Genomic DNA, 23,293 nt, shown 5'->3' with positions numbered 1-23,293 from the left:
AAATCATGCCCCTCCATATTCCTTTTTACAACAGCTATGTACGTTTGCCGGGGAAGTTCTTTGCGCGCCTCGATCCGTCCCCTGCACCCGATCCGCACCTGATCCGTTTCAATACCGACCTGGCGGAGGCGTTGACCATGACGCCCGGCACCCCCGACGAGGTGGCGCAGGTCTTCTCCGGCAGCCAGGTGCCCGACGGCGCAGAACCGCTGGCGCTGGCCTATGCCGGGCATCAGTTCGGCGGGTTTTCCCCACAGCTCGGCGATGGCCGCGCCAACCTTCTGGGCGAGGTGATCGACGCGACCGGCGCGCGGCGGGACATTCAACTCAAAGGCTCAGGCCCCACGCCCTGGTCGCGCAGCGGGGACGGCCGCGCCTGGTTGGGGCCTGTGTTGCGGGAATATGTCGTCAGCGAAGCGATGCACGCGCTCGGCATCCCGACCAGCCGCGCATTGGCCGCCGTGGCCACCGGCGCCCCGGTTTACCGCGAAACGGGCGCCCTGCCCGGCGCCGTCCTGACCCGTGTGGCCAGCAGCCATATCCGCGTCGGCACATTCCAGTACTTTGCCGCCCGGCGCGATACCGAGGCGCTGCGGGCCCTTTATGACTACACCATTGACCGCCACTACCCGGATGTGACCGACCCCGCCGACCTGCTGCGGCGGGTGATCGACAAGCAGGCCCGGCTGGTGGCGCAGTGGATGTCCGTGGGCTTCATTCACGGGGTGATGAATACCGACAACACCACGATCTCGGGCGAAACCATCGACTATGGCCCCTGCGCCTTCATCGACACCTATCATCCGCAGACGGTGTTCAGCTCGATCGACGCCCATGGCCGGTATGCCTATGACAACCAGGCGAATGTGATCGTGTGGAACATGGCACAACTGGCCACGGCGCTGGTACCGCTGATGCCGGATACCGAAAAGGCCATTGCGGTGTTTACCGAGGCCGTGCACGCCATGCCGGACTTGTTCCAGGCCGAGTGGCTAGGCGCCTTTGGCCGGAAAATCGGTCTGTCGCAGGCGACCGGCGACGATGCCACGCTCATCAACGACCTGTTGACCCGGATGGCGCAGGAACGCGCGGATTTCACCAACACGTTCAATGCGCTCAGCGGCGACAAGGCCCGCGATCAGTTCACCAACCCGGAGAGTTTCGACACCTGGGAGGGTGATTGGCGCCGGCGGCTGGAGGCCGAAGACGCGCCCAATGCGGTGATGGCGGCGGCAAACCCGGCCATCATCCCCCGCAACCACCGGGTCGAGCAGATGATCCAGGCCGCGGTTGACGGCGATTACGCGCTATTCCACCGGCTGGTCGATGCCCTGTCCTCCCCGTTCGACGCTGGTGCTGATGTCGATGACCTTCGGCGCCCGCCGGAGCCATCGGAGGTTGTTCAGCAGACGTTTTGCGGCACCTGATCCCCGGCACGGGGGCGATTTTCATCGGCGAGTGGCCCATTCACGCTCGGCGCAATGCCACCCATGAGGCGAATTATTAACTATTCCCCTCACCTCTTTGCCCAAAAATATGCCAGTCTGGCCAAGGAGATTTTGGGAGGACATCCATGAGTATGATGAAGACACTGGCCAAGGTGGCCATCGGCGTGGCGCTTGCGAAGGGGGCAAGCAGCATGATGAAAAAGGGCGCCAGCACGCGCGGAGCCGCGGGCGATGGGGGGCTTTTTGGCGGCGCGCATTCGCCCGAGCGGCAGAAGCAGGCGCAGGCCGGCGGCGGGCTTGAAGAGATGCTGGGCGGGCTTCTGGGCGGTGGCGGTGGCAGCGCCCAACGGGGCGGCGCCGCCGGTGGTCTTGGCGGATTGCTGGAGCAGCTCGGCGGTGGCACGTCTTCGCGCGGTGGCGCGTCCGGCGGCTTGAACGACCTTCTGGGTGGGCTCGCGGGGGCGGCGCAAAAAGGCGGCGGGTCCGGTGGCGGTCTTGGCGGTCTGCTCGGTGGTTTGCTGGGCGCAGGGGCCGCACAGGGCGGATCGCAAGGCGGGTTTGGTGATTTGCTCAACCAGGCCATCGCCCGGCAGGACGAACCCGAGGTTCAGCCCTCGCAGGATCAGGAAGCAGCCGCGGCGCTGATGCTGCGGGCGATGATCCAGGCGATGAAATCAGATGGCGAGATTGACCAGGCCGAGCAGGCCAGGTTGATGGACCGCCTGGGCGACGTATCCCGGGAGGAGCGTGAGTTCGTGCAAGGCGAAATGCAGCGGCGCATCGACGTGCAGGACCTGGCCAATGACACCCCGCGCGGGTTGGAACAGCAGGTCTATGCGATGTCGCTGATGGGGATCGACCTCGATAACCAGAACGAGGCGCAATACCTGCACCAATTGGCCACCGCGATGGGGATCGCGCCGGAAATGGCGAACCACATCCACGACCAGATGGGCGCGCAACGGATCTACTCCTGAACACGTTTCGTCCGTGGGGGCGCAAACTACCCCGGCGCCACCGAAAACGTCTGGTTGAGCGCGATGAATTTTGTCTTCAGCCGTTGGCGGCTGAAGGCGGAAATTATGGCTCTTCCGCCCGGAACACTTTTTGCATACCGGCTCTGGCCTCCCGCTTTGCGGGTTATACCGTCATCCGCTGACCCTAAACAAAGCTGATTTCCTGTGCGGTCGCCTGACTGATCAGGGCACCAGTATTCACGGCCGAATAGATTGGTGTGGGTGGGCGCGCGGTCTCATCAACGCTCCGACGCACCCAGCTTCTTCCTTCCATCGTTTGCAGTGATTGCGATAATGCTCGATCCGTGATCGAGGGCAGGCCTCGCTTGATATCTCTGAACCGTCTCGGTGTGTGGAGCGACGTCAGCACGGGTAACGTCCAGGATCTACGGAGCAGGTCTTGATCTGCGTCACCGGCGGCAACATGAATTTTATTGGCGATGGCAGCAGCGGAAACCCCTTGTGGCGTGAGGCGAAACTCAGGTCGCAGCGGATGTCCATGACCGGGGTTTCGTTCTAGTAGTCCTGTCTTGATTAGGTGATCGACGCTTTGGGCGAATGCGGTTCTACTCGCCCCCGTCGCAGCCAACAAAGGGGCCTGTCGCCCGGCAACACCTGCATGCAGGTTTGACAGAATGGGTATTGCCCAAGCTCTTGAAGTCACATTGACAAATAGCTGTATGTCCATAAAATATAGTTAATATATATAAATCAAAAAGGAAAGCCGATGCCGCTTGTTTCGCCCGACGAAAACATCACGATTGCCATGTCCGTAAAGGATCGCCACGTCAGTGCTGAGTGGTACAACAGCATGTTGGGATTTGAGGCCATTTACCACGCAGACGACGCAGGGTGGTCGGAACTTCGGACGAACACGGGCGGCGTCACCATTGGCCTTGGCGAACATACCAAACCTATGCCGGGCAACTGCGTACCAGTCTTTGGAGTAAGTGACCTGGACGCGGCAAGACAGAAATTGGAGCAAGCCGAAGTCAAATTCGATGGCCCGACGGATGTCGTGGAAGGCATGGTCAAGACGGCAACTTTCTACGATCCCGATGGCAATGCACTTATGCTCGCCGAGGATTTGACCGGCGGATCATGATCGTTGATGGCCGCTCCAGGCGATCGTCGACATAGCTGCCATTCAAGCATTCTCCAGCATGCAACGACGGGGGTTCAAACTTCCCCTTCGCGATTTCGGGCGTTCTTGCGTCACGTTGTTTGGAAGAAAACCCGCGACAGGTAGATCCTTGTCGCGGGCAATATCGTCATGCTGCCTTGCGCTGCGGTTTGTTGCGGCGGCGTCTGTTTGGTCGTCCGCCCCCGGGTTTGCCCGCGGGTTTAGGCCCCTGCGCATGAGCGCCCTGCCCCTGCGGCTTACCGCCTCCCGGTTTGCGGGACCGGCGGCGCGGGCCGCCACGGCCCTTGGGTTTGCTGCCCGGCTCTTCGAGCTTTTCCCAAGGACGTCCCGACGCAACCGGGATCGAAATGCCCATGACCTTTTGAATGTCCTTCAGCTCACCCATCTCATCGGGCGCGCAGAAGGCCACGGCCATGCCATCCCGGCCCGCGCGCGCGGTGCGCCCGATCCGGTGCACATAGTTTTCCGGCACATTCGGCAGGTCGAAATTATAGACATGTTTGACGTCCGGGATATCGAGTCCTCGTGCGGCGACATCCGTGGCGACCAGCACCTTGACCTGCCCCTCGCGGAAGGCCTTGAGCGCGCGTTCCCGCTGCCCCTGGCTCTTGTTGCCATGGATCGCGGCGACCGAATATCCCGCCGCCTCCAGCTTGCGCGCGAGCTTGTCTGACCCGTGTTTGGTCCGGCCAAAGACCAGCGCCAACTCGTCGCGATGCGCGTCCAGCAATTCGATCAGCAAGTTGGGTTTTTCAGCCTTGGCGATGAAATGGATCGACTGCGCGATCTTGTCGGCGGCCTTGCCCGGCGGGTTGACCTGCACCCGTTTGGGATGGGTCAGGTAGCTTGCCGCGATCTCTTCCATCTGCTTGGGCATCGTGGCCGAGAACAGCATCGTCTGGCGCTCGGACGGCAACAGCCCCGCGATCTTGCGCAGCGCGTGGATAAAGCCCAGGTCGAGCATCTGATCGGCCTCGTCGAGCACCAGGAAGCGCGTCGCATCAAGCCGCAGCGCCTTGCGGTCCAGCAGATCGAGCAAGCGCCCCGGCGTCGCCACCAGCACATCGGTGCCCCGCTCCAGCCGTTTGATCTGCGCATTGATCGACGCACCGCCCACAACGACGCCGATCTTGATCGGTGTGTCCTTGACCATCGGCATCAACGCATCGCGGATCTGCCCCGCCAATTCGCGCGTCGGCGCCAGGATCAGGCTGCGCACCGTGCGCGCCTCGGGTTTGCCGCGCATCTCCATCAACTGCGCCAGGAGCGGCAGGCCAAAGGCGGCCGTCTTGCCGGTGCCGGTCTGGGCCAGACCCATGACATCATTGCCATCGAGCGCATGCGGGATCGCATGGGTCTGAATGGGTGTGGGCTCTTCGATGCCCATGGCCTTGAGTTTTTTAACCAGCGGGGCCGGAAGCCCCATTTCTGCAAACAAATTCACTTCGTTCCTTTCACGCGCACCGGCCACATGCCGGCACGACGTCATCTTTTCGACCCCGCGCCAAAGGCCTCAGGGGTCGCATTCGTGGTTCCGCCTGCACGCTCACCAGGCGCAACATCGCGCCCCGGCCGGTCAGACGTTTGGCCCCACGCGTGATTTTGGGATCATATGGACGACATTTCGCTTTATCGGTGGCCGCCTCTTTCCGGGCGGCATCTCTGCTCACGCGGCAGGAAATGTCGGTTGGGCGCTACATGGTGGGTTACAGGTCAGAAGTCAACAGAAGGTTTCCAAGCGACTGGAAACCGTTGCAAAATCCCGGTATGCCGCATCCAGCGATCGAGGGGGGTTAACCCATGGCCGACACGATCATCAACCGGTGCCGGGAGAAGGGCCTGCAGATGACACCGCACCGCCGGATCATCGCCGACGTGCTTGAGGCGTCCGCCGATCACCCCGATGTCGAGGCATTGCACCAACGGGCTCAGGCCCGGGACCCGGCGATTTCGGTAGCCGTTGTCTTTAGTACCGTGAAGCTCTTCGAGGAGGCGGGCATTATTGACCGGCTGGAGTTCGGTGATGGCCGCGCGCGATACGAGGACGCCGAACGCGATCACCACGATCATCTGATCGACATGAACACGGGCGAGGTGATCGAATTTGTCGACCCCGAGATCGAGATACTGCAGGAAAAGATCGCCGAACGGCTGGGCTACCAGCTCAAGGGTCACAAGCTTGAACTTTACGGTGTGCCGCTGAAAAAGGACTGACGCCTGCCCCCGGGGCCGCGTCCCCTTGCCAAAGCTGCGCCGCGGGCGTAGGCCTGTGGCCAGTCACCACCCCCGGAGATGGCATGGACAACATACGCGGCAGCGCCCTGATGGTTCTGGCCATGGCCGGATTTGCGCTCGAAGATACCTTCATCAAGTTCCTGTCCGCCGATCTCGTCGTCGGGCAAATCCTGTTCATGATGGGCATTGGCGGCGCGTTGATTTTCGGCGCGTTCAGCCTGGTCAAGGGCGATCGCCTGTTTTCCCGCGACTTCCTGATGACGCCGGTCCTGCTGCGGAACCTGGGCGAAATGATCGCGGCGTTCGGTTATATAACCGCGCTGACGCTGATCCCGCTGTCGTCGGTGGCCGCCATCATCCAGGCAACGCCGCTCTGCGTCACGCTCGGGGCCGCCCTTTTCATGGGGGAGCAGGTCGGCTGGCGCCGTTGGAGCGCGATCGTCGTGGGATTCATTGGCGTGCTCTTGATCATCCGGCCCGGCCTCGAAGGGTTTCAACCGGCCTCCCTCTTTGCGGTGATCGGCGTCGCGGGCCTGGCGCTGCGCGATTTGTCTACGCGCAAGACACCGGCGAAGGTCTCGTCCATGCAGATCTCCTGCTATGCTTTCGCGATGGTCATCCTGATCGGCGCGGCGCTGCTCCTCATCGACGGCGGCGCGGTGCAGCCATCGGCGAAGAACTGGGTTCAGCTTGGTTTCATGCTTCTCTTCAGCGTCGTGGGGTATTACGCGATTGTCGCTGCGATGCGGATCGGTGATGTGTCGTCGATCATGCCGTTTCGCTATTCGCGACTGGTCTTTTCACTGATCATCGGCATTTCGATCTTTGGTGAACGCCCTGACTGGCTGACCTATACCGGTGCGGCGCTGATTATCGGCAGCGGCTTTTACTCGATCCTCCGCGAACGCCGGTTGCTGAAATCGACCGCCTGACGGCTTCGCGCGCTGCGCTGCCGCAGGTCGCATTTACATTCCCCGCCCACCTGTTATGACACCGGCAAAATCTGACTGCCATCCGAGGGACCGAACATGAGCACCATCATCGACATTCACGCGCGCGAAATCCTGGACAGCCGGGGCAATCCGACGGTCGAGGTCGATGTGATCCTCGAAGACGGCACCATGGGCCGCGCCGCGGTCCCTTCGGGTGCATCGACAGGCGCCCACGAGGCGGTTGAAAAGCGCGATGGCGACAAGGCGCGTTACATGGGCAAGGGCGTGCTTGAAGCGGTGGCAGCCGTGAATGGCGAGATTGCCGAGGACCTTCTGGGCATGGACGCGACCGAGCAGGTGGCCATCGACATGGCGATGATCGAGTTGGACGGCACAGCCAACAAGGGCCGTCTGGGCGCGAATGCCATCCTGGGCGTCAGCATGGCCTGCGCCAAGGCGGCGGCGGATTTCTCGGCGCAGCCGCTTTTCCGTTATGTCGGCGGCACCTCGGCGCGCGTCCTGCCCGTGCCGATGATGAACATCATCAATGGCGGCGAACATGCCGATAACCCGATCGACATTCAGGAATTCATGATCATGCCGGTGAGCGCAGGCAATATCCGCGAGGCGGTACGCATGGGCTCAGAGGTGTTCCACACGCTCAAGAAGGAGCTGTCGGCAGCGGGGCTTTCCACCGGGATCGGCGACGAAGGCGGCTTTGCCCCCAACATCGCCTCGACCCGCGAGGCGCTCGATTTCATCCTCAAATCCATCGACAAGGCGGGCTACAAGGCGGGTGACGACATTTACCTGGCGCTCGATTGCGCCGCGACAGAATACTTCAAGGACGGCAAATATGTCTTTGCCGGTGAAGGAAAATCCCTGTCTCCGGATGAAAATGTCGCCTATCTCAGTGCCCTGGTGAACGACTACCCGATCATCTCGATCGAGGATGGCATGAGCGAGGATGACTGGGACGGCTGGACCGCGCTGACCGCGGAAATCGGCGACAAGGTGCAGCTTGTGGGCGATGACCTCTTTGTCACCAACCCCGCCCGCCTGGCCGAAGGGATCGAACGTGGCGCCGCCAACTCGATGCTGGTCAAGGTCAATCAGATCGGCTCTCTGACCGAAACGCTCAAGGCCGTCGATATGGCGCACCGCGCGCGGATGACCAACGTCATGTCACACCGCTCGGGCGAGACCGAGGATGCGACCATCGCCGACCTCGCCGTGGCCACCAATTGCGGGCAGATCAAGACCGGCAGCCTGGCGCGTTCGGACCGGTTGGCCAAGTATAACCAGCTGATCCGCATCGAAGAGGCCCTGGGCGAAACCGCCGAATATGCGGGGCGGTCGATCCTGCGCTAAATCCGTCGGAATTGCGCCGGAATTTGACCGGGATCAACGTGGCGATTCACCCCCGCTGATACGCTCCTTTTGTAACGGGCCCTGCGCCCCATTTCCAAAAGGAGAACCCAACGATGTCAGCGGTTTACAGGCTGGTTTCCGTATTTTTCGTCCTGGTCATGTTGTCAGGTTGTACCGATCCCAAGACCTATCCGGTTTCCGGGCAGGAATGCGGACCCGATGACCCGGTTCATGATGTAGACGGTACACTTGGTTCGTGCCCTAGCGCGATCTGACACGCCACCGGCACCACGACAAATCAATGACAGGGCGCGCGCGAGCGCACCCTGTTTTTTTGGGTCCATGTACAGGTCTCTACGGGCAGGGCGCCTCGTAATAGGTGCCGTCGCCCCGCGCATAGGCGCAGGTGTTACGCGCATTGTTCTGCGCCACCACGGTGCCGGCAGCCGCCCCCGCCAGCGCCGAGATCAGCTTCCAGTCGCTATCGGCATCAAAGGCCTCCGCCGCGATCAGGCCCGCCGCCGCCCCTCCCGCAGCGCCCGCGACCACCCGGCCCTCCTGAGTCATGTTTTCACATCCGACCAGGGCCAACATCGCCGCTCCGGCGGTCAAAATACGCCAGTTTTTCATTTTCAAGCTCCTTTTCCAGACTTGTGCCTTCAAATGGCGGGCGCATCGGGTCCAGGGGAACGCATGGCAGGAACCCGCCTGACTTCTGGCCAAATTCCGCGAAAATCCCGGGCATTGGGCAGCGAAATCGCGCCTGCACCCTTGCAAAGACGCTGTGATGCCCCCTGCCCGGCATCCTTGACCCCGGCGACAAACCTGCTTTCCCCCACCGTGATCACGCGATAGCGTCACGCCATGGACGCACACGACATCATCGAGAGACTGGCCCTTTCCCCTCACCCAGAGGGCGGCCATTACCGCGAAACCTGGGTGGCCGATGGTGCGGGCCGGCCTGCGGGGACTTGTATCTATTTCCTTTTGCAGGGCGGTGAGAACAACCACTGGCACAAGGTTGATGCCGCCGAAATCTGGCATTTCTATCGCGGGTCGCCACTGGTGTTGTCGATATCCGAGACCGAGGCCGGACCGGCGCGCGATGTCCGGTTGGGTCCCGATCTCATGGCCGGTGAGCACCCGCAGGTGATCATCCCGCCGAACCACTGGCAAAAGGCAACCTGCACCGGGGCCTACACGCTGGTTGGCTGTACCGTGTCGCCCGGGTTTCAATTCGACCACTTCACGCTGGCTGAACCGGGTTTCGACATTCCCCGCCAGGCGTGAGCCAAAAAAAATTTCATGGACTGAAACTTTTCCTCAACCGGTCCCGTGACTGTCGGTACCTGGCCCGGAGAAACCGGGACCTTAACCGGAGGAAAGACCTTGAATACGATTAAGAAAATTACCTTTGCGACGGCACTGACGACACTTGCCGGCATGGCCATGGCGGCCAACCCGATGGTAGGTGGCGCACCGATGTATGAGCAGAAAACCATCGTTGAAAACGCGGTGAATTCTGCGGATCACACTACGCTTGTCGCCGCCGTCAAGGCCGCCGACCTGGTGGATACGTTGAATTCCGCCGGACCGTTCACCGTCTTTGCACCGGTCAACGACGCCTTTGCCGCGCTGCCTGAGGGAACGGTTGAAACGCTGCTCAAGCCGGAAAACAAGGCGATGTTGCAAAAGGTGCTGACCGCCCATGTGGTCGCCGGTGACTGGTCCGCCGCGGAGATTGCCGAAGCCGCCCGCAACAGTACCGATGGATTCTATCATTTCAACGCGGTCTCGGGCGACGCGCTCTCGGCGCAGGTCAAGGGCGGCGACGTCTATATCTATGACGAATCGGGCAACGCTTCGAAGGTCACCATCGCCGATGTCGATCAGTCGAACGGCGTTATCCACGTCGTCAACGGGGTGTTGGTTCCCAAGTAAACCGCACCCTCGTCATTCCGGGGTGTGCGAAACGCACGCATCCCGGTTCGGGTGGGCGATCTCGGGGGGAAGAGTATTCTGTTACAGGTTTCCAGATCGCCCGCCCGTCTTGCTGCCAGAATGGCGCAGGGCGGACGGATCATCCCATGTTTTGTTGTACGAAACTAACCAGTTGCCGGGTTGATCCGTCCTTTGCCGCCCCGTCCTGCTGTCCCGCAAGGATGGGCTCTAGTTCGGTCGCCAGCACTTTGCCCAACTCCACGCCCCATTGGTCAAACGAATTGATCCCGAGGATCACCCCTTCGACAAAGACACGGTGTTCGTAAAGCGCCAGGATCTGCCCCAGACGGCTTGGCGTCAGCTGATCGTAGATCAGCGTGGTCGAAGGCCGGTTGCCGGCAAATACCCTGTGCCGTGCCTGCCGTTCCAACTCGTCACCCTCAAGGCCCCTGTCGGCCATCATCTGTCGCGCCACGTCAATTGACCGCCCGCGCATCAGCGCCTCTGACTGCGCCAGGCAATTGGCGACAAGGAGCGTGTGGTGATGCGAAAGATCGGGTTCGTGGCCACGGGCCGCCACCATGAATTCGCAGGGTACGATCTGCGTCCCCTGATGGATGAGCTGATAGAACGCATGTTGACCATTTGTGCCCGGCTCCCCCCATACGACCGGTCCGGACGGACCATCGACCGCATCGCCATTCATGGTGACGCTTTTGCCGTTGCTCTCCATCTCAAGCTGCTGGAAATAGGCGGGCAATCGCGCCAGCCTTTGGTCATAGGGAAGCACCGCGCGGGTTGCGTATCCGCAGACCTGGTGATGCCACATGCCCGTCAGCGCCAGCATCACCGGCATGTTGCGGTCCATCGGGGCGTCGCGGAAATGCGCATCCATCGCCTCCGCCCCTTGCAGGAAGTCGGTGAAGCGGTCCGGCCCGATGGCGATCATCAGCGCAAGGCCAATCGGGCCCCACATCGAATAACGCCCGCCGACCCAATCCTCGAACCCGAAGACCCGTTCGGGCGCGATGCCGAAAGCGGCGGTCTTGTCCTCGGCGCTGGACAGGGCCGCGAATTGTGCACCCGGGGAGGGAACGGCGGCCGCCATCCAATCCTGCGCTGTGCGGGCGTTGGTCATGGTCTCGATCGTGGTGAAGGTTTTCGAGGCCACGATGACCAGCGTCGTTTCCGGGTCGAGCCCCTTGAGCGTATCGGCAATATCCGCGCCATCCACGTTCGAGACGAAATGACAGCGCGGCCCGTCATGATAGGGCGCGAGCGCCAATGTCCCCATCTCCGGGCCAAGATGCGACCCGCCGATGCCGATATTGACCACATCGGTGATGGCTCCGCCCGCGCCCTTGAAAGCGCCGCTGCGCACTTGGGTGGCGAAATCCGTCATCCGGTCGAGGGTCGCGCGCACCTCCGGCATGACGTCCGTGCCATCTACGGTGACAGGGCCGCCCGACAGGTTGCGCAGGGCCGTGTGCAGGACGGCGCGGTCTTCGGTCTCGTTGATCTTGTCCCCGTGGAACATCGCGTCGCGGCGGTGGCCGACCTCACGGGCCTCTGCAAGCGCGATCAGCGCCGCGCGGATATCGTCGGTGAGGTAGGTTTTGGAATAGTCGAAGAGCATCCCGTCAAACCGGACGCTAAACGCCTCGGCCCGGCCTTCATCGGCGAAGAGCTCAACCAGATCGCCTTTCATCGCCTCGGTCGCCATGGCCTTGAGATCATTCCACATCGTCATGCCTTACGCCGCCCAATGCACGGTCAGGTCCGACAAAACCGCTGCCACCGGCGCCTCCGCGTGCGGCAGGCCGCGGGCGCGTTCCAGTGCCGCGCGTTTCTGTTGCCCGGTGATGACCAGGTGTTTCGACATCGCCTCGTTCAGCACCCGCGCCGATAGGGTGATCCGCGGCTCGGGCGCGCTACCGCCCCGCATCGGCACCAAAATGGGCGCATCACGCCGCAGCGCCTCTTCGAGCCGGTCCGCGCCGGGGAACATCGACGCCGTGTGCATATCCGCCCCCATGCCCAGAAGCAGGACCGAAATCGGCAGGTCCGGCGTGATGTTGGCCTCAAGCTCCGGCAGCACCTCTTCCGGTGTCTCGGCCTTGGCATAAAGCGGCAGGTAACGCGCCTTGGCGGCCCGGCCGGTCAGCAGCCTTTCGCGGATCAGGCGGGTGTTGGAGCGCACATGCACTTCCGGCACCCAGCGTTCGTCGCTCAGCATTACATCAACGCGGGACCAATCGAGGTCGGCGTCGCAGAGATCATCGAAGATCGGCCCCGGCGTCGTCCCGCCCGGCACCACCAACAAAGCGCGCTCCTCGTGATCCAGCGTCGCGGTGAGCTTGCCCGCAAGGATATTGGCCACGTTGATGGCCAGCATCTCTTCGTCCGCATAATCGATGATATTCATGCCTTGATCTCCCGCCAGCGGCGCCCGTCGCGATGCATCAGCATCAGCGCGTCATCCGGTCCTGAACTGCCCGTGGCATAGGCGATCGGCAGTTCGCGGCTGTCGCCCCAGGCCTCGATAATCGGATCGGTCCAGGCCCAGGCGGCCTCGACCTCGTCCCCGCGCATAAAGAGGGTCTGATTGCCGCGGATCACGTCCATGATAAGCCGCTCATAGGCGTCGGGAAAATCGGCATCATCCGGCCCCAACACCTCGGCGAATGTCATGTCGAGCGGCACATCGACAAGTCGCATCCCCCCCGGTCCCGGCTCCTTGATCGTCACGCCCAGTTCGATCCCCTCATTGGGTTGCAGCTTGATCGTCAGGATGTTGCGATGACGGCCCGCGTCCTCTTCGAAAATCGAATGCGGCGTGTCCTTGAAAACCACGGCGATCTCGCTCGCGCGTTCCCTGAGCCGCTTGCCCGTGCGCAGGTAGAACGGCGTTCCGGCCCACCGCCAGTTGCTGACATGCGCCTTCAATGCCACGAAAGTCTCGGTGGTGCTGTCGCGGTTTTCGACCTGATTGCGATAGCCAGGCCGCTTGCCGTCGCCCTCATACTGACCACGCACGATGTTGTCCGGCTTCACCGGATCAAGCGCGCGGATCACCTTGAGCTTTTCGTCGCGCACCGCATGGGGATCGAACTTGGCGGGCGGCTCCATCGCGATGAGGCAAAGAAGCTGCATCATGTGGTTCTGGACCATGTCCCGCATCGCGCCCGACCGGTCGTAATAGCCGCCGCGCGTGCCAACGCCCACCTCTTCGGCCACGGTGATCTGGATATGATCCACATACTGGCTGTTCCAGAGCGGCTCGAAGAGCATATTGCCGAACCGGACCGCCATCAGGTTCTGCACTGTCTCTTTGCCCAGGTAGTGGTCGATCCGGTAAATCTGCGTCTCGTCAAAATGTTGCGCCAATCCGCGGTTCAACTCACGCGCGGATTTGAGGTCACGCCCGAAGGGTTTCTCGACCACGATCCGGCACTCGCTGTCGGCCATGCCATATTTATGCAGCCGCTCGGCCAAGTCGCCAAACAGCCCCGGCCCGACGGAGAAATAGAATGCCCGAATGCGGTCGGATTTGACCAGCTTGGCCAGCGCCTTCCACCCGGTAGTGCCCCGCGCGTCGAGCGTGACGTAATGCAGCATCGCCAGGAAATCCTTGAGCCGCCCCATGTCGCAGCCTTCATGCTCGGAAAATTCGGCAATGGCGTCCGAGGCCATCTTGCGAAAGCCCTTGTCGTCCATCTCGGTCCGCGACGCGCCGATCACGCGGGATTCGTCACCAATCTGACCGGCACAATAGCGCCGGAAAAGGGCGGGCAGGATCTTGCGCCGGGCAAGATCGCCGGTACCGCCAAAGATCACCAGATCGGCCGGATCCACCGGAATGATACGCGAAACCATGTGACACTCCTGCCGTTATTCTGCCCCGCCGAAATCGCCCCGCAGGTCGCGAAACCCATGGCGCAAGCGCAACTCTAACACGCTCATGGCTGTTCACAATGGTGTCAGTATCCTTTCGCGCGCTTCCCTTACCGGAAATGACGCGATAAGCCGAAAAGCGCAGGAATATCGGGTAGTAAGATGAAAGACACGGTTGCGAACCTGGCCAATGCCGGGAAATTTCAGGACCCGGCGGTCACCGCTGACGGGCAGACCCGCGCAACCGTTGCGCTCAGCCATCCGGAGACGCTCTGGTTCAACACCGGGACGCTCTGCAACATCGAATGCCTGAACTGCTATATCGAAAGCTCGCCCAGCAATGACCGGCTGGTCTATATCACCGCCGATGAGGTGCGCGACTACCTCGATCAGATCGAAGAGCGCGGCTGGCCCATCCGCGAAATCGCCTTTACCGGCGGCGAACCTTACATGAACCCCGAAATGAACGCGATGACCCGTGCGGCGCTGGAGCGGGGGTATGACGTGCTGATCCTGACCAACGCGATGCGTCCGATGATGCGCAAATCCGTGCGCGCCGGATTGCTTGAACTGGCCGAGGCCTATCGCGACAAGCTCACCTTGCGCATTTCGGTCGATCACTGGTCAGAGGACCTGCATGACAAGGAGCGCGGCAAGGATGCGTTTCGCCGGACGGTCGAAGGCATGGAATGGCTGCGCGATAACGGCATCCGCATGGCCGTCGCGGGCCGTACCGTCTGGGGTGAAACCGACGCCCAATCGCGCGACGGCTACCGCGCGCTCTATGCCCGGCATGGGTTTGAGATCGACGCCGACAATCCCGGCGAAACGGTGCTTTTCCCCGAGATGGACGAAACCGCCGAGGTCCCGGAGATCACCACAGCCTGCTGGGATATCCTGGGCAAGTCCCCCGACGCGGTGATGTGTGCGTCGTCGCGCATGGTGGTGAAACGCAAAGGGGCCGCGACACCAGCTGTTCTGGCCTGTACCCTCCTGCCCTACGCCCCGGAGTTCGAGCTTGGCACAACGCTGGCCGAGGCCGAGCGCGACGTCTCGTTAAACCATCCGCACTGCGCCAAATTCTGCGTCCTTGGCGGCGCGAGCTGCTCAGCCTGAGCCGGGTTCGTGGTGCGTCTGAACAGGCCTCAAACCGCAATCATTCAATTCCGTGATATCTCTGCCGGTTCTGACTAACTTTCGCCACTTTTCTCCTGCATTCCGCTCCGGGAGTTCAATTTAAAAGTGTGGGAGGGGTCACCCCATGGCAAGAGCGGATTTTCAGGATCGACTGCAACGGATCGGCACACAGCCACCCAATCACGATGCCGCCGAACCACCATCGCCAAAGCCGAAAGCTAGCGGTCGTCAGACCATGCATCACGGATTGATGGCCGTTGGGGCGATCTTCATGGCGGCCAGCATTCAGGCGCTGAAATACGCCTACCAGAATCATGAAGCGATGCGGGAAAGCGGTGCGTTCGGCACATTGGCCGGGCTGGTCATCGGCGGCGTTGTTGCGCTGTTGATTGGTGCCATCGCGATGTTGCGAGCAATCCCCAAGAAGGATGCAACCAATCAGGACGCCACCCAACCCGAGCATCCCGTCCGCCAACCGTCAGCCATGGCACGGGTCCTCTTTTCGCTCCTTGGTGTGGCCTTGGGGTCGATCGCAATCCTCTACATGTTCATGGGGGCCGCCGTCCGTTTTCTTCCCGGTGAAAAGGCACAGCTCTTTTCAGCCGGTTCCGTCGTCATCGCACTCGCGCTCTTGGGTGTGTCGTTGTTGTTCGGCCTGGTGAGCCTGTTCCTGCGGGGTTATGCGCTCGGGCGGGTCCCGGTTTACTTCGTTCTGGGCGGGATTTTCACCTATGCGGTGGTCCAAATTGCGCGGGTCAATTTCCTTGAATGGGACGGGCTGGTTGCGGCTCTGCAATAGCGGACAAGAAGGCGACCACTCTGAAACTGGCCACCCGGGTCTCCTGACGAGTTTCGGTTCTCACAGTGTCAAGGGCCTAGGCGAACCCGTATTGGAAGCAACAATTCCATCTATTTCACACTGCGCCCGCGCCGGGGCTGTGGCCGGGTCGGGATTTCCTTGAGCAGGCCACCCACCCCCATCCGGGCGATTTCCGCATCGCCAACCGGAATGCCGCAGGCCACGCGCGACAGCACCCAGTCCGCCCCATGCAGCACCGGCGACCGGGCGCTGCCCGGCAGGCCAACAACGGGCTTGTCGCCGAGGCGCCCGAGGAACAGGAGGTTGCCGGGATCGACCGGCATGCCGAACCGCTCCAACACCCCCCCGGCGGCCACCAGTGCCGCGGGGGCCGTGTCACACGCGTCCGATGTGGCCGACCCGGTGATGATCAGGATGATATCTCCGGTTGCGGCCAGAAGCCGCTCGGCAAGGGCACGGTCCTCATGGCGGCAGGTCAGCGTCTCGACAAGCTCCACCTCCAGCCCCGTCAACCGGTTTGCAATTGCCTCAACGCCCCTGGGGCCGGTTGTGCCGTCGATTTCACTGACTATCAGGCTGGCGGTGGCATGGACCGGCGGCGCCAGGCTGATCGCACCGCGGGCAGCCTCGCAGGCCCGCGCGACGGCGGCCCCGTCCACGCCATAGGGGATGATCTTGACCGTTGCCACCATCCCGCCGCGATGGATCTGGTGATGGGGGGGCACGGTGGCAATGGTAATTGACGGGTCAATCGCGTTCGCCGCATGGATCGCCTCGGCCTCAATGCAGACCACACCGGGCCGCTCGGCGACCAGGTTCACACGGCCCGTAAAGGCCTCACTTTGCTGCAGGAATGCGCGGCCCTCCCCCAAGGCTGCGGCCAGGGCGCGGGCGGCTTCATCCTCATGCAGGTCAGTCGGGTCAAGCCGGGCCACCACCACGTCGTCAAGACCGGCAGCGACAAGCGCCTGCACATGACTGGCGTCCAACCGAACCCCCTTGCGCAACCGCCCCCCGGGCAAACGCAGAGAATGCGCCAGGATCGCCCCTTCCGCCTCCGCAACAGGGACGGGGCCGAACTTCACGCGCCCTGCCTCAGTACACGCGTCATCTCGGCCAGGATGGCCACCGCGATCTCTGCCGGGCCGGTCGCGCCGATATCAAGGCCAATCGGCCCGTGGATGCGCGCCACATCCGCCTCGGAGAAGCCAGCAGAGCGCAGCCGCTCCACCCGCCTGGCGTGGGTGCGTGTCGATCCCAGAGCGCCGATATAGAACACATCCGATGTCAACGCCCGCTCCAACGCCGGGTCATCCAGCTTCGGATCATGAGTCAGCAGGACAAGCGCCGTGCGCGCATCGAGCCCCTGCGCCGCCACGGCCTCATCCGGCCAGTCGTGCAGCAACGCCTCACCCGGGAACCGCGCCGCGGAGGCAAACCCTTCGCGCGGGTCGATCAGGACCGGATCATAGCCCGCGATACGCGCCATCGGCACAAGGGCCTGCGCGATGTGCACCGCACCGACGATCATCAACCGCAAGGGCGGGTTGTGAATGGTCACGAAGGTCTGTCCGTCATCCTCAAAGCCCGAACGGTCCATGCGGAACCGCTCCTTATGGCCGGTGCGCATCACATCACGACCCGCGGGCCCGGTCACGTAGGCCACCGGTTGCCGCGCGGCCCGCGCCGCGACAAGCGCCGCAAGGATCTCTTCCGGCAGGACCACGCCGACCGGTTCGACGAGGATACGGATCGTCCCGCCACAGGCCAGACCAACCGCAAACGCATCGTCGTCGCTGACGCCATATTCAAGGGTTATGGGGTTCCCGGCCTCAATCGCGTCGAGCGCCTCGGCCACCACCGCACCTTCGACGCAACCGCCCGAGACCGACCCCGCCATCTCGCCGGTGCCGGAAATGGCCAACTGGCTGCCCACCCGGCGCGGGGCACTGCCCCAGGTTTCCACAACCGTGGCCAGGGCCGCGCCCTTGCCGGCCCGGTACCAATCCAAGGCCTGCTCGGGAATATTGTCAAATTGCGCCATTCGCCATCCACCGGTCATCCAAGCAGAGACTGTGCCATTCCACCGGTGCTTTCAATGCGTTGCCTTGTCTTTGGCTGAAAAAACTTGCGCGGTAGCGCGCATTTGGATCACGTTCCCACGGTCAGAGCTGCGCCAGCAGGCGGGCTTTCTCCCCGGGGTCGCGCGCGTCCGAGATGGCCGCGGCCAGGTATTCCAGCGAGGCAATGGAATGACCCGCGCGAAAACTGTCCACATGGGGCAACATCGCGGCGATGCCTTGCGCCTTGGGGGCAAATTCTTCCCACCGCAGAAGCGGATTAAGCCAGATCAACCGCCGCGAAGACAGGTGCAGCCGCTCAACCTCCCGCACGAGCCCCGCCATATCGCCGCGATCAAGACCGTCGGTTATCAGCAGGACCACCGCCCCCTGCCCCATAACGCGCCGCGACCAGTCGCGATTGAAGGCGTGCAGACAGGCGCCGATCCTTGTGCCGCCCTCCCAATCCTGCGCATGGCTGCCCGCCGCGGCAAGGGCCGCATCGACATCGCGCGTGGCCAGATGCCGCGTGATATTGGTGAGTTGCGTACCGAAGGTGAAGGCATACACCTTGGCCCATCCCTGCCCCTTGGCATTCGCGACCGCATGCAGGAAATGCAGCACCATCCGGCTGTACTGGCTCATCGAGCCCGAGATATCGCACAACACCACAAGGTTTGGCCAGCGCGGCCGCGGTCGTTTCATCGCAAGCCGGTCAAGCTCCCCACCGCGCCGCATCGCCCGCCTGAGGCTCCGGCGCGCATCAACCGTGCCACCCGCCGCACTGGGCTGCCCCCGCCTTGAGGCGAGCGGCTTGATCGGCAGGCGCAACTGCGCCAGCATGCGTTTGGCCTGGGCGACCTCGTCGGTACTCATCTGCTCGAAATCGAGGGTCCGAAGCCGCTCGTCGCCGGACATGGTGGCGCTGGCATCGACCTCGATCAGCGTCTCTTCGCCCTCCATCTCGGACAGGTCCGGCAAATCCCGCTCTGCCCCATCAAGCAATGCCTCCGCCGCGCGCTTCTCGGCGGATTTCGCCGCGCGATCCTCCTGCGCCCCCCGGATCGCCGGGAGCATCATCGCCATCATATGTTCCATGAACCGTGGATCACGCCAGTAGAGGCGAAAGACCTGCCCAAAGACGTCGCGATGTTCCGGTCGGTTCACGAAACAGGCATGCAGCGTCCAGTAGAAATCCTGCTTGTCGGTAAACCCCGCGGCCTCAACCGCCCGCACCGCATCCATCACCCGCCCCGGCCCGATGGGCAGACCCGCCCGCCGCAGCGCCCGCGCAAAATGCGTGATGTTGTGCATCAGCTGCGGATTTTCCGGTAGTTCCGGTGGCAGCGCCTCACTCATCGCGTACCGCCTGCGGGCCAGCCCGCCAACATGCCCCGAAATCCTGGGAAAACCGTCCCATCAGGCGGGTTCCAATGACGCCCTGACCTCTTCCAGAATGCGCTTGGCCTCTGAGCCTTGCAGTTTCTGAATGTCGTCCTGGTACTTGAGAATGGCCCCCAGCGTATCGGCGATCACCTCGGGGCTGAGGTTGATGACATCGAGCGCCAACAGGCATTTGGCCCAGTCGATGGTTTCGGCCACGCCGGGTTTCTTGAACAGATCCTCGGTCCGCAGCCGCTGGACAAAGGCCACGACCTCGCGGCTGAGGTGTTCTGCGGCTTCGGGCGCGCGGGTGTGCAGGATCTCGATCTCCCGCTCGAAGCTCGGGTAGTCCACCCAGTGATAAAGGCAGCGCCGCTTGAGCGCGTCATGCACTTCGCGGGTCCGGTTCGAGGTGACGATCACGATCGGCGGCTCCGGCGCGGCGATGGTGCCAAGCTCGGGGATCGTCACCTGGAAATCGCTGAGTGCCTCGAGCAGAAACGCCTCGAAGGGCTCGTCGGTCCGGTCCAGCTCGTCAATCAGAAGAACCGGCGCGCCGCCCGGTTGCGGCCGCATCGCTTCAAGCAGAGGGCGCTCGATTAGGAACTCATCGGTAAAGAGCTCATCCTTGAGGTCGCCGCGATCCACCCCGCCCGACGCTTCGGCCGTGCGAATCGCAATCATCTGCTCGGCAAAATTCCACTCATAAACCGCCGATGCCGCATCAAGGCCTTCGTAACACTGCAAACGGATCAGGCGCCGCCCCAAACCACTGGCCAATGCCTTGGCGATCTCGGTCTTGCCAACCCCCGCCTCGCCTTCGAGGAAGAGCGGCCGACCCAGTGTCAGGGCCAAAAAAACCACCGTTCCCAAAGGTCTGCCGCAGACATAGCCTTCGCTGCCCAGCATTTCCTGCACCGCATCAATCGAGCCTGGAACGCCCATGAACTTCCTCCGTTTGACGCAAGCACTGCATGGGCCGACGGGCCGCGTCAAGCGCGACACCCGTCGGTGTTGAGGGGGATATGTCGGAAACAGCTTGGAATCCCGGTCAAGAACCCGGATGATGGCACCGTGTTTTTAAGCCCGCCGGATGACAGGCAGGCAAGAGTGCTGAGGGCCGAGTAAGATGAAAGATATCCCCGACGGATACGAAACCCCCTTGGGCGGTTTGGCTTGGCAGGATTGGCTTGAGAAGCTGACCGTTATTACCGATGACGACGGGTATACCGAACGCCTCGGCGCGCGTCATGCCGCGATCCTGGTCGAGGAAAAACCCACCCTGCTGGTCACCTTTGAGACCCATCAGGGGATCTCGATGCGCTCGGATCTGGGCCATCCCATGGGGTGGGAAATGGTCAAGGCGCTCGGCTGGTCGCACCTCTGCCTCGTGAGCGATGGCGACACATGGTTCCGCGACCCGCATGTCTATGCCTATTTCGACCGGCTGGTCGATGACGGCTTCCTTGAGGATTTCGATCAGGTCATCTTCTACGGCGCGGGCGCCTGCGGCTATGCGGCGGCGGCATTTTCGGTGGCCGCCCCGGGGGCGCAGGTCCTCGTGCTGCAACCGCAAGCCACGCTCGATCCCGGTGTTACCGAATGGGATCCGCGATTCCGTCACATGCGTCGGACCTCGTTCACCGACCGCTATGGCTATGCGCCCGACATGCTGGAGGCCGCGAAAGACGCGGTCGTCATCTACGATCCCAACATCCGCGAAGACGCCATGCACGCGGCACTCTTCAACCGCCCCAATGTCACGCGCTTCCGGATGCGCCATCTCGGGGCCGAGATGGAAAAATCGCTTCTGCGGATGAACATCCTGCTGCGCATGATCGCGCAGCACAGCGCCGGCAAGCTCGACCGCAAGCGGCTGGCGCGGCTCTATCGGTCGCGGCGCGATGATGCGACCTATCAGTTCAACCTGCTCAAACGCCTGACCACCGACAATCGCCCCTATCTGGTGATGTTGCTCGCGGGCAAGGTGCTTGAGAAGCGCGAGGCGCCGGCCTTCCGCAAGGCCTTTGCCCGCGCCCGCAACCGCTTGGGTCTCATCAGCAAGTAGGAAGACAGGTTTACGGCAGTTTTCGCGCATTCACATCTGGCGCGGCCGGATGCGATTGTGTAAGGCCGTGCCATGACCCAGACCCTGACGATCCGACGCCCCGACGACTGGCACCTGCACCTGCGCGACGGGGCGATGCTCCGGGCCGTCCTGCCCGAGACCACCCGCCATTTCGCCCGCGCGATCATCATGCCCAACCTGGTCCCGCCCGTGGTAACCGGTGCACAGGCCGCGGCCTACCGTGACCGCATCCTGTCGGCCCTGCCCGATGGTGCGGATTTCGCGCCGCTGATGACGCTTTACCTGACCGAAGACACCGACCCCGATGATGTGGCCGCCGCCCATGCCAGCGGCCTCGTGACGGCGGTCAAGCTCTACCCCGCTGGGGCCACGACCAACTCGGCCAGCGGTGTCACGGATTTCGACAAGGTGCGCGGCGTCTTGGAGCGCATGGCCGAGATCGGCCTGCCACTCTGCGTTCATGGTGAGGTGACCAATGCGGAGATCGACATTTTCGACCGCGAGGCCGTGTTCATCGACCGTGTCCTTGACCCCATCCGCCGCGCCACGCCGGGCCTGCGCACGGTGATGGAGCATATCACCACGCGCGACGGGGTCGACTACGCCAAGACCCAGGACAACCTGGGCGCCACGATCACCACCCATCACCTGGTCATCAACCGCAATCATATCCTGGCGGGTGGGATCAGGCCGCATTACTACTGCCTGCCTGTAGCCAAGCGCGAAGAACACCGGTTGGCCCTGCGCGCGGCGGCAACATCTGGTGATCCTCGCTTCTTCCTCGGCACCGACAGCGCACCACACACCGATGCGCTCAAGGAAAATGCCTGCGGCTGCGCGGGCTGTTTCACCGCCACCAACACGATGTCGATCCTCGCCCACGTATTCGAAGAGGAAGGCGCGTTGGACCAGCTTGAGGCGTTTGCCTCGCGCAACGGCCCTGCTTTCTACGGCCTGCCGGTCAATGACGCGACGATCACCCTGACCAAGGGCGAAGCGGTCACCTACCCCGACAAGATTTTCTCCGAAGATGGCACCGTGACCGTCTTCGACCCGGGTTTTGACCTCTATTGGTCCGTGACCGCCTGACCCCCTACCGGAGCCTGCCCCATGATCCCCTCGAGCTTTCCCGACGCCGCCGAAATCGCCCGCCTGAGCGCGCGCATGCTTCTGGAGATCGAAGCGGTGCACTTTAACGCAGATGAGCCTTTCACGCTGGCCTCCGGCCTGCCGAGCCCGACCTATATCGACTGCCGCAAGCTCATCTCCTACCCACGCATCCGGTCCACGTTGATGGATTTCCTGACCGTCACGGTCATGCGCAACGCGGGCTTCGAGGCGTTCGACAACATCGCCGGGGGCGAGACCGCGGGCATCCCCTTTGCCGCCCTGGTGGCCGAACGCATGGCCCTGCCCATGACCTATGTGCGCAAGAGACCCAAAGGTTATGGCCGCAACGCCCGGATCGAAGGCGCGATGAGCGAGGGTGAGCGCGTGTTACTGGTCGAAGATCTGACCACCGATGGCGGCTCCAAGCTGAGCTTCGTCGATGCCATCCGCGAAACCGGCGCCAGCTGCGGGCATACGGCGGTGATTTTTTACTACGGCATCTTCCCGGAAACCGAAAAAACGCTCGGCGATCACGGGGTCCAGCTGCATCACCTCTGCACCTGGTGGGACGTTTTGGCCGAGGCGCGCGAGCAGGGCAGTTTTACCGCGGCAACCCTCGACGGGGTCGAGGCATTTCTCAACGATCCGCGTAAGTGGCAGGAAGAAAACAAGAAATAAAATTCGCTGTGGAAAACCGCGATTCCCAGGCGGCG

23 protein-coding genes are annotated in these 23,293 nt (G+C 62.6%); 13 read left to right on the top strand and 10 right to left on the bottom strand.

Annotated elements, in window-relative coordinates:
- The first annotated feature begins 5 nt into the window (after positions 1-5).
- Together RBB29_RS07825 and RBB29_RS07820 are read left to right on the top strand one after the other, a co-directional pair.
- Positions 6-1,427 (top strand): YdiU family protein, encoded by a 1,422-nt coding sequence (locus RBB29_RS07825; RefSeq protein WP_306114014.1) that lies wholly within the window; start codon positions 6-8, stop codon positions 1,425-1,427.
- Between the two features lie 146 nt (positions 1,428-1,573).
- Entirely contained in the window at positions 1,574-2,425 is an 852-nt protein-coding gene (locus RBB29_RS07820; RefSeq protein ID WP_306114013.1) for a DUF533 domain-containing protein, read from the top strand.
- Positions 2,426-2,609: 184 nt separating this feature from the next.
- Here the strand turns inward: RBB29_RS07820 and RBB29_RS07815 are convergent, their stop codons facing one another.
- Positions 2,610-3,152, bottom strand: a complete 543-nt coding sequence (locus RBB29_RS07815) for a winged helix-turn-helix transcriptional regulator (RefSeq protein ID WP_306114012.1) — start codon at positions 3,150-3,152, stop codon at positions 2,610-2,612.
- Between the two features lie 39 nt (positions 3,153-3,191).
- On the opposite strand from RBB29_RS07815, the gene RBB29_RS07810 reads away from it, so the two are divergent.
- A complete protein-coding gene (locus RBB29_RS07810) occupies positions 3,192-3,569 on the top strand; it encodes a VOC family protein (protein ID WP_306114011.1) in 378 nt (125 codons plus the stop codon).
- Between the two features lie 166 nt (positions 3,570-3,735).
- On the opposite strand, the gene RBB29_RS07805 is transcribed toward RBB29_RS07810, so the two are convergent.
- A complete protein-coding gene (locus RBB29_RS07805) occupies positions 3,736-5,052 on the bottom strand; it encodes a DEAD/DEAH box helicase (RefSeq protein WP_306114010.1) in 1,317 nt (438 codons plus the stop codon).
- A gap of 356 nt (positions 5,053-5,408) precedes the next feature.
- Between RBB29_RS07805 and RBB29_RS07800 the strand changes: the two genes are divergently transcribed.
- From RBB29_RS07800 to eno, 3 genes are all read left to right on the top strand, one after another.
- On the top strand, positions 5,409-5,822 hold the full coding sequence (locus RBB29_RS07800) for a Fur family transcriptional regulator (RefSeq protein ID WP_306114009.1): 414 nt from the start codon (positions 5,409-5,411) through the stop codon (positions 5,820-5,822).
- 83 nt (positions 5,823-5,905) lie between these two features.
- Entirely contained in the window at positions 5,906-6,775 is an 870-nt protein-coding gene (locus RBB29_RS07795) for a DMT family transporter (protein WP_306114008.1), read from the top strand.
- Between the two features lie 96 nt (positions 6,776-6,871).
- On the top strand, positions 6,872-8,146 hold the full coding sequence (gene eno / locus RBB29_RS07790; RefSeq protein ID WP_306114007.1) for a phosphopyruvate hydratase: 1,275 nt from the start codon (positions 6,872-6,874) through the stop codon (positions 8,144-8,146).
- Positions 8,147-8,500: 354 nt separating this feature from the next.
- Here the strand turns inward: eno and RBB29_RS07785 are convergent, their stop codons facing one another.
- A complete protein-coding gene (locus RBB29_RS07785; protein WP_306114006.1) occupies positions 8,501-8,776 on the bottom strand; it encodes a glycine zipper 2TM domain-containing protein in 276 nt (91 codons plus the stop codon).
- A gap of 234 nt (positions 8,777-9,010) precedes the next feature.
- Here RBB29_RS07785 and RBB29_RS07780 point away from each other — a divergent pair, with 234 nt between their 5' ends.
- Both RBB29_RS07780 and RBB29_RS07775 read left to right on the top strand, forming a co-directional pair.
- Complete coding sequence (locus RBB29_RS07780) at positions 9,011-9,436, top strand: cupin domain-containing protein (RefSeq protein ID WP_306114005.1); 426 nt, start codon at positions 9,011-9,013, stop codon at positions 9,434-9,436.
- 153 nt (positions 9,437-9,589) lie between these two features.
- Positions 9,590-10,087, top strand: a complete 498-nt coding sequence (locus RBB29_RS07775) for a fasciclin domain-containing protein (RefSeq protein ID WP_306114123.1) — start codon at positions 9,590-9,592, stop codon at positions 10,085-10,087.
- A gap of 139 nt (positions 10,088-10,226) precedes the next feature.
- On the opposite strand, the gene pgi is transcribed toward RBB29_RS07775, so the two are convergent.
- From pgi to zwf, 3 genes are read right to left on the bottom strand one after another with little or no spacing between them, the layout of a single operon-like run.
- Positions 10,227-11,831: a glucose-6-phosphate isomerase gene (gene pgi, locus RBB29_RS07770; RefSeq protein ID WP_306114122.1), complete on the bottom strand. Its 1,605-nt coding sequence runs from the start codon at positions 11,829-11,831 to the stop codon at positions 10,227-10,229.
- Positions 11,832-11,840: 9 nt separating this feature from the next.
- Complete coding sequence (gene pgl / locus RBB29_RS07765) at positions 11,841-12,512, bottom strand: 6-phosphogluconolactonase (protein WP_306114004.1); 672 nt, start codon at positions 12,510-12,512, stop codon at positions 11,841-11,843.
- The gene (gene zwf, locus RBB29_RS07760) at positions 12,509-13,963 is read right to left on the bottom strand and encodes a glucose-6-phosphate dehydrogenase (RefSeq protein ID WP_306114003.1); all 1,455 of its coding nucleotides are present in this window, start codon (positions 13,961-13,963) and stop codon (positions 12,509-12,511) included. The genes pgl and zwf overlap by 4 nt, the downstream gene beginning before the upstream one ends.
- A gap of 180 nt (positions 13,964-14,143) precedes the next feature.
- Between zwf and RBB29_RS07755 the strand changes: the two genes are divergently transcribed.
- Complete coding sequence (locus RBB29_RS07755) at positions 14,144-15,097, top strand: radical SAM protein (protein ID WP_306114002.1); 954 nt, start codon at positions 14,144-14,146, stop codon at positions 15,095-15,097.
- A 145-nt stretch (positions 15,098-15,242) separates the two neighbouring features.
- Positions 15,243-15,917 carry a hypothetical protein gene (locus RBB29_RS07750; RefSeq protein ID WP_306114001.1) on the top strand — a complete coding sequence of 225 codons (675 nt, stop codon included), beginning with the start codon at positions 15,243-15,245 and terminating at the stop codon, positions 15,915-15,917.
- Positions 15,918-16,027: 110 nt separating this feature from the next.
- Here RBB29_RS07750 and RBB29_RS07745 read toward each other — a convergent pair whose 3' ends face one another.
- The 4 genes from RBB29_RS07745 to RBB29_RS07730 form a co-directional block, all read right to left on the bottom strand.
- Positions 16,028-17,023, bottom strand: a complete 996-nt coding sequence (locus tag RBB29_RS07745) for a molybdopterin-binding protein (protein ID WP_306114000.1) — start codon at positions 17,021-17,023, stop codon at positions 16,028-16,030.
- Positions 17,020-17,982, bottom strand: coding sequence for an XdhC family protein (locus RBB29_RS07740; RefSeq protein ID WP_306113999.1), 963 nt, complete (start codon positions 17,980-17,982; stop codon positions 17,020-17,022). Before RBB29_RS07740 ends, RBB29_RS07745 begins: the two co-directional genes overlap by 4 nt.
- Positions 17,983-18,103: 121 nt before the next feature.
- On the bottom strand, positions 18,104-19,357 hold the full coding sequence (locus RBB29_RS07735) for a VWA domain-containing protein (protein ID WP_306113998.1): 1,254 nt from the start codon (positions 19,355-19,357) through the stop codon (positions 18,104-18,106).
- Between the two features lie 60 nt (positions 19,358-19,417).
- Entirely contained in the window at positions 19,418-20,326 is a 909-nt protein-coding gene (locus RBB29_RS07730; RefSeq protein WP_306113997.1) for a MoxR family ATPase, read from the bottom strand.
- 184 nt (positions 20,327-20,510) lie between these two features.
- On the opposite strand from RBB29_RS07730, the gene RBB29_RS07725 reads away from it, so the two are divergent.
- From RBB29_RS07725 to RBB29_RS07715, 3 genes are all read left to right on the top strand, one after another.
- The gene (locus RBB29_RS07725; RefSeq protein WP_306113996.1) at positions 20,511-21,449 is read left to right on the top strand and encodes a phosphoadenosine phosphosulfate reductase; all 939 of its coding nucleotides are present in this window, start codon (positions 20,511-20,513) and stop codon (positions 21,447-21,449) included.
- Between the two features lie 72 nt (positions 21,450-21,521).
- Positions 21,522-22,559, top strand: a complete 1,038-nt coding sequence (gene pyrC / locus RBB29_RS07720; protein WP_306113995.1) for a dihydroorotase — start codon at positions 21,522-21,524, stop codon at positions 22,557-22,559.
- A 21-nt stretch (positions 22,560-22,580) separates the two neighbouring features.
- Positions 22,581-23,258, top strand: a complete 678-nt coding sequence (locus RBB29_RS07715) for an orotate phosphoribosyltransferase (RefSeq protein ID WP_306113994.1) — start codon at positions 22,581-22,583, stop codon at positions 23,256-23,258.
- Positions 23,259-23,293: the final 35 nt, after the last annotated feature.

The sequence above is a fragment of the Roseovarius sp. MMSF_3359 genome, assembly GCF_030733385.1.
GTDB lineage: Bacteria > Pseudomonadota > Alphaproteobacteria > Rhodobacterales > Rhodobacteraceae > Roseovarius.
This window is presented reverse-complemented; position numbering and strand designations above follow the sequence as displayed.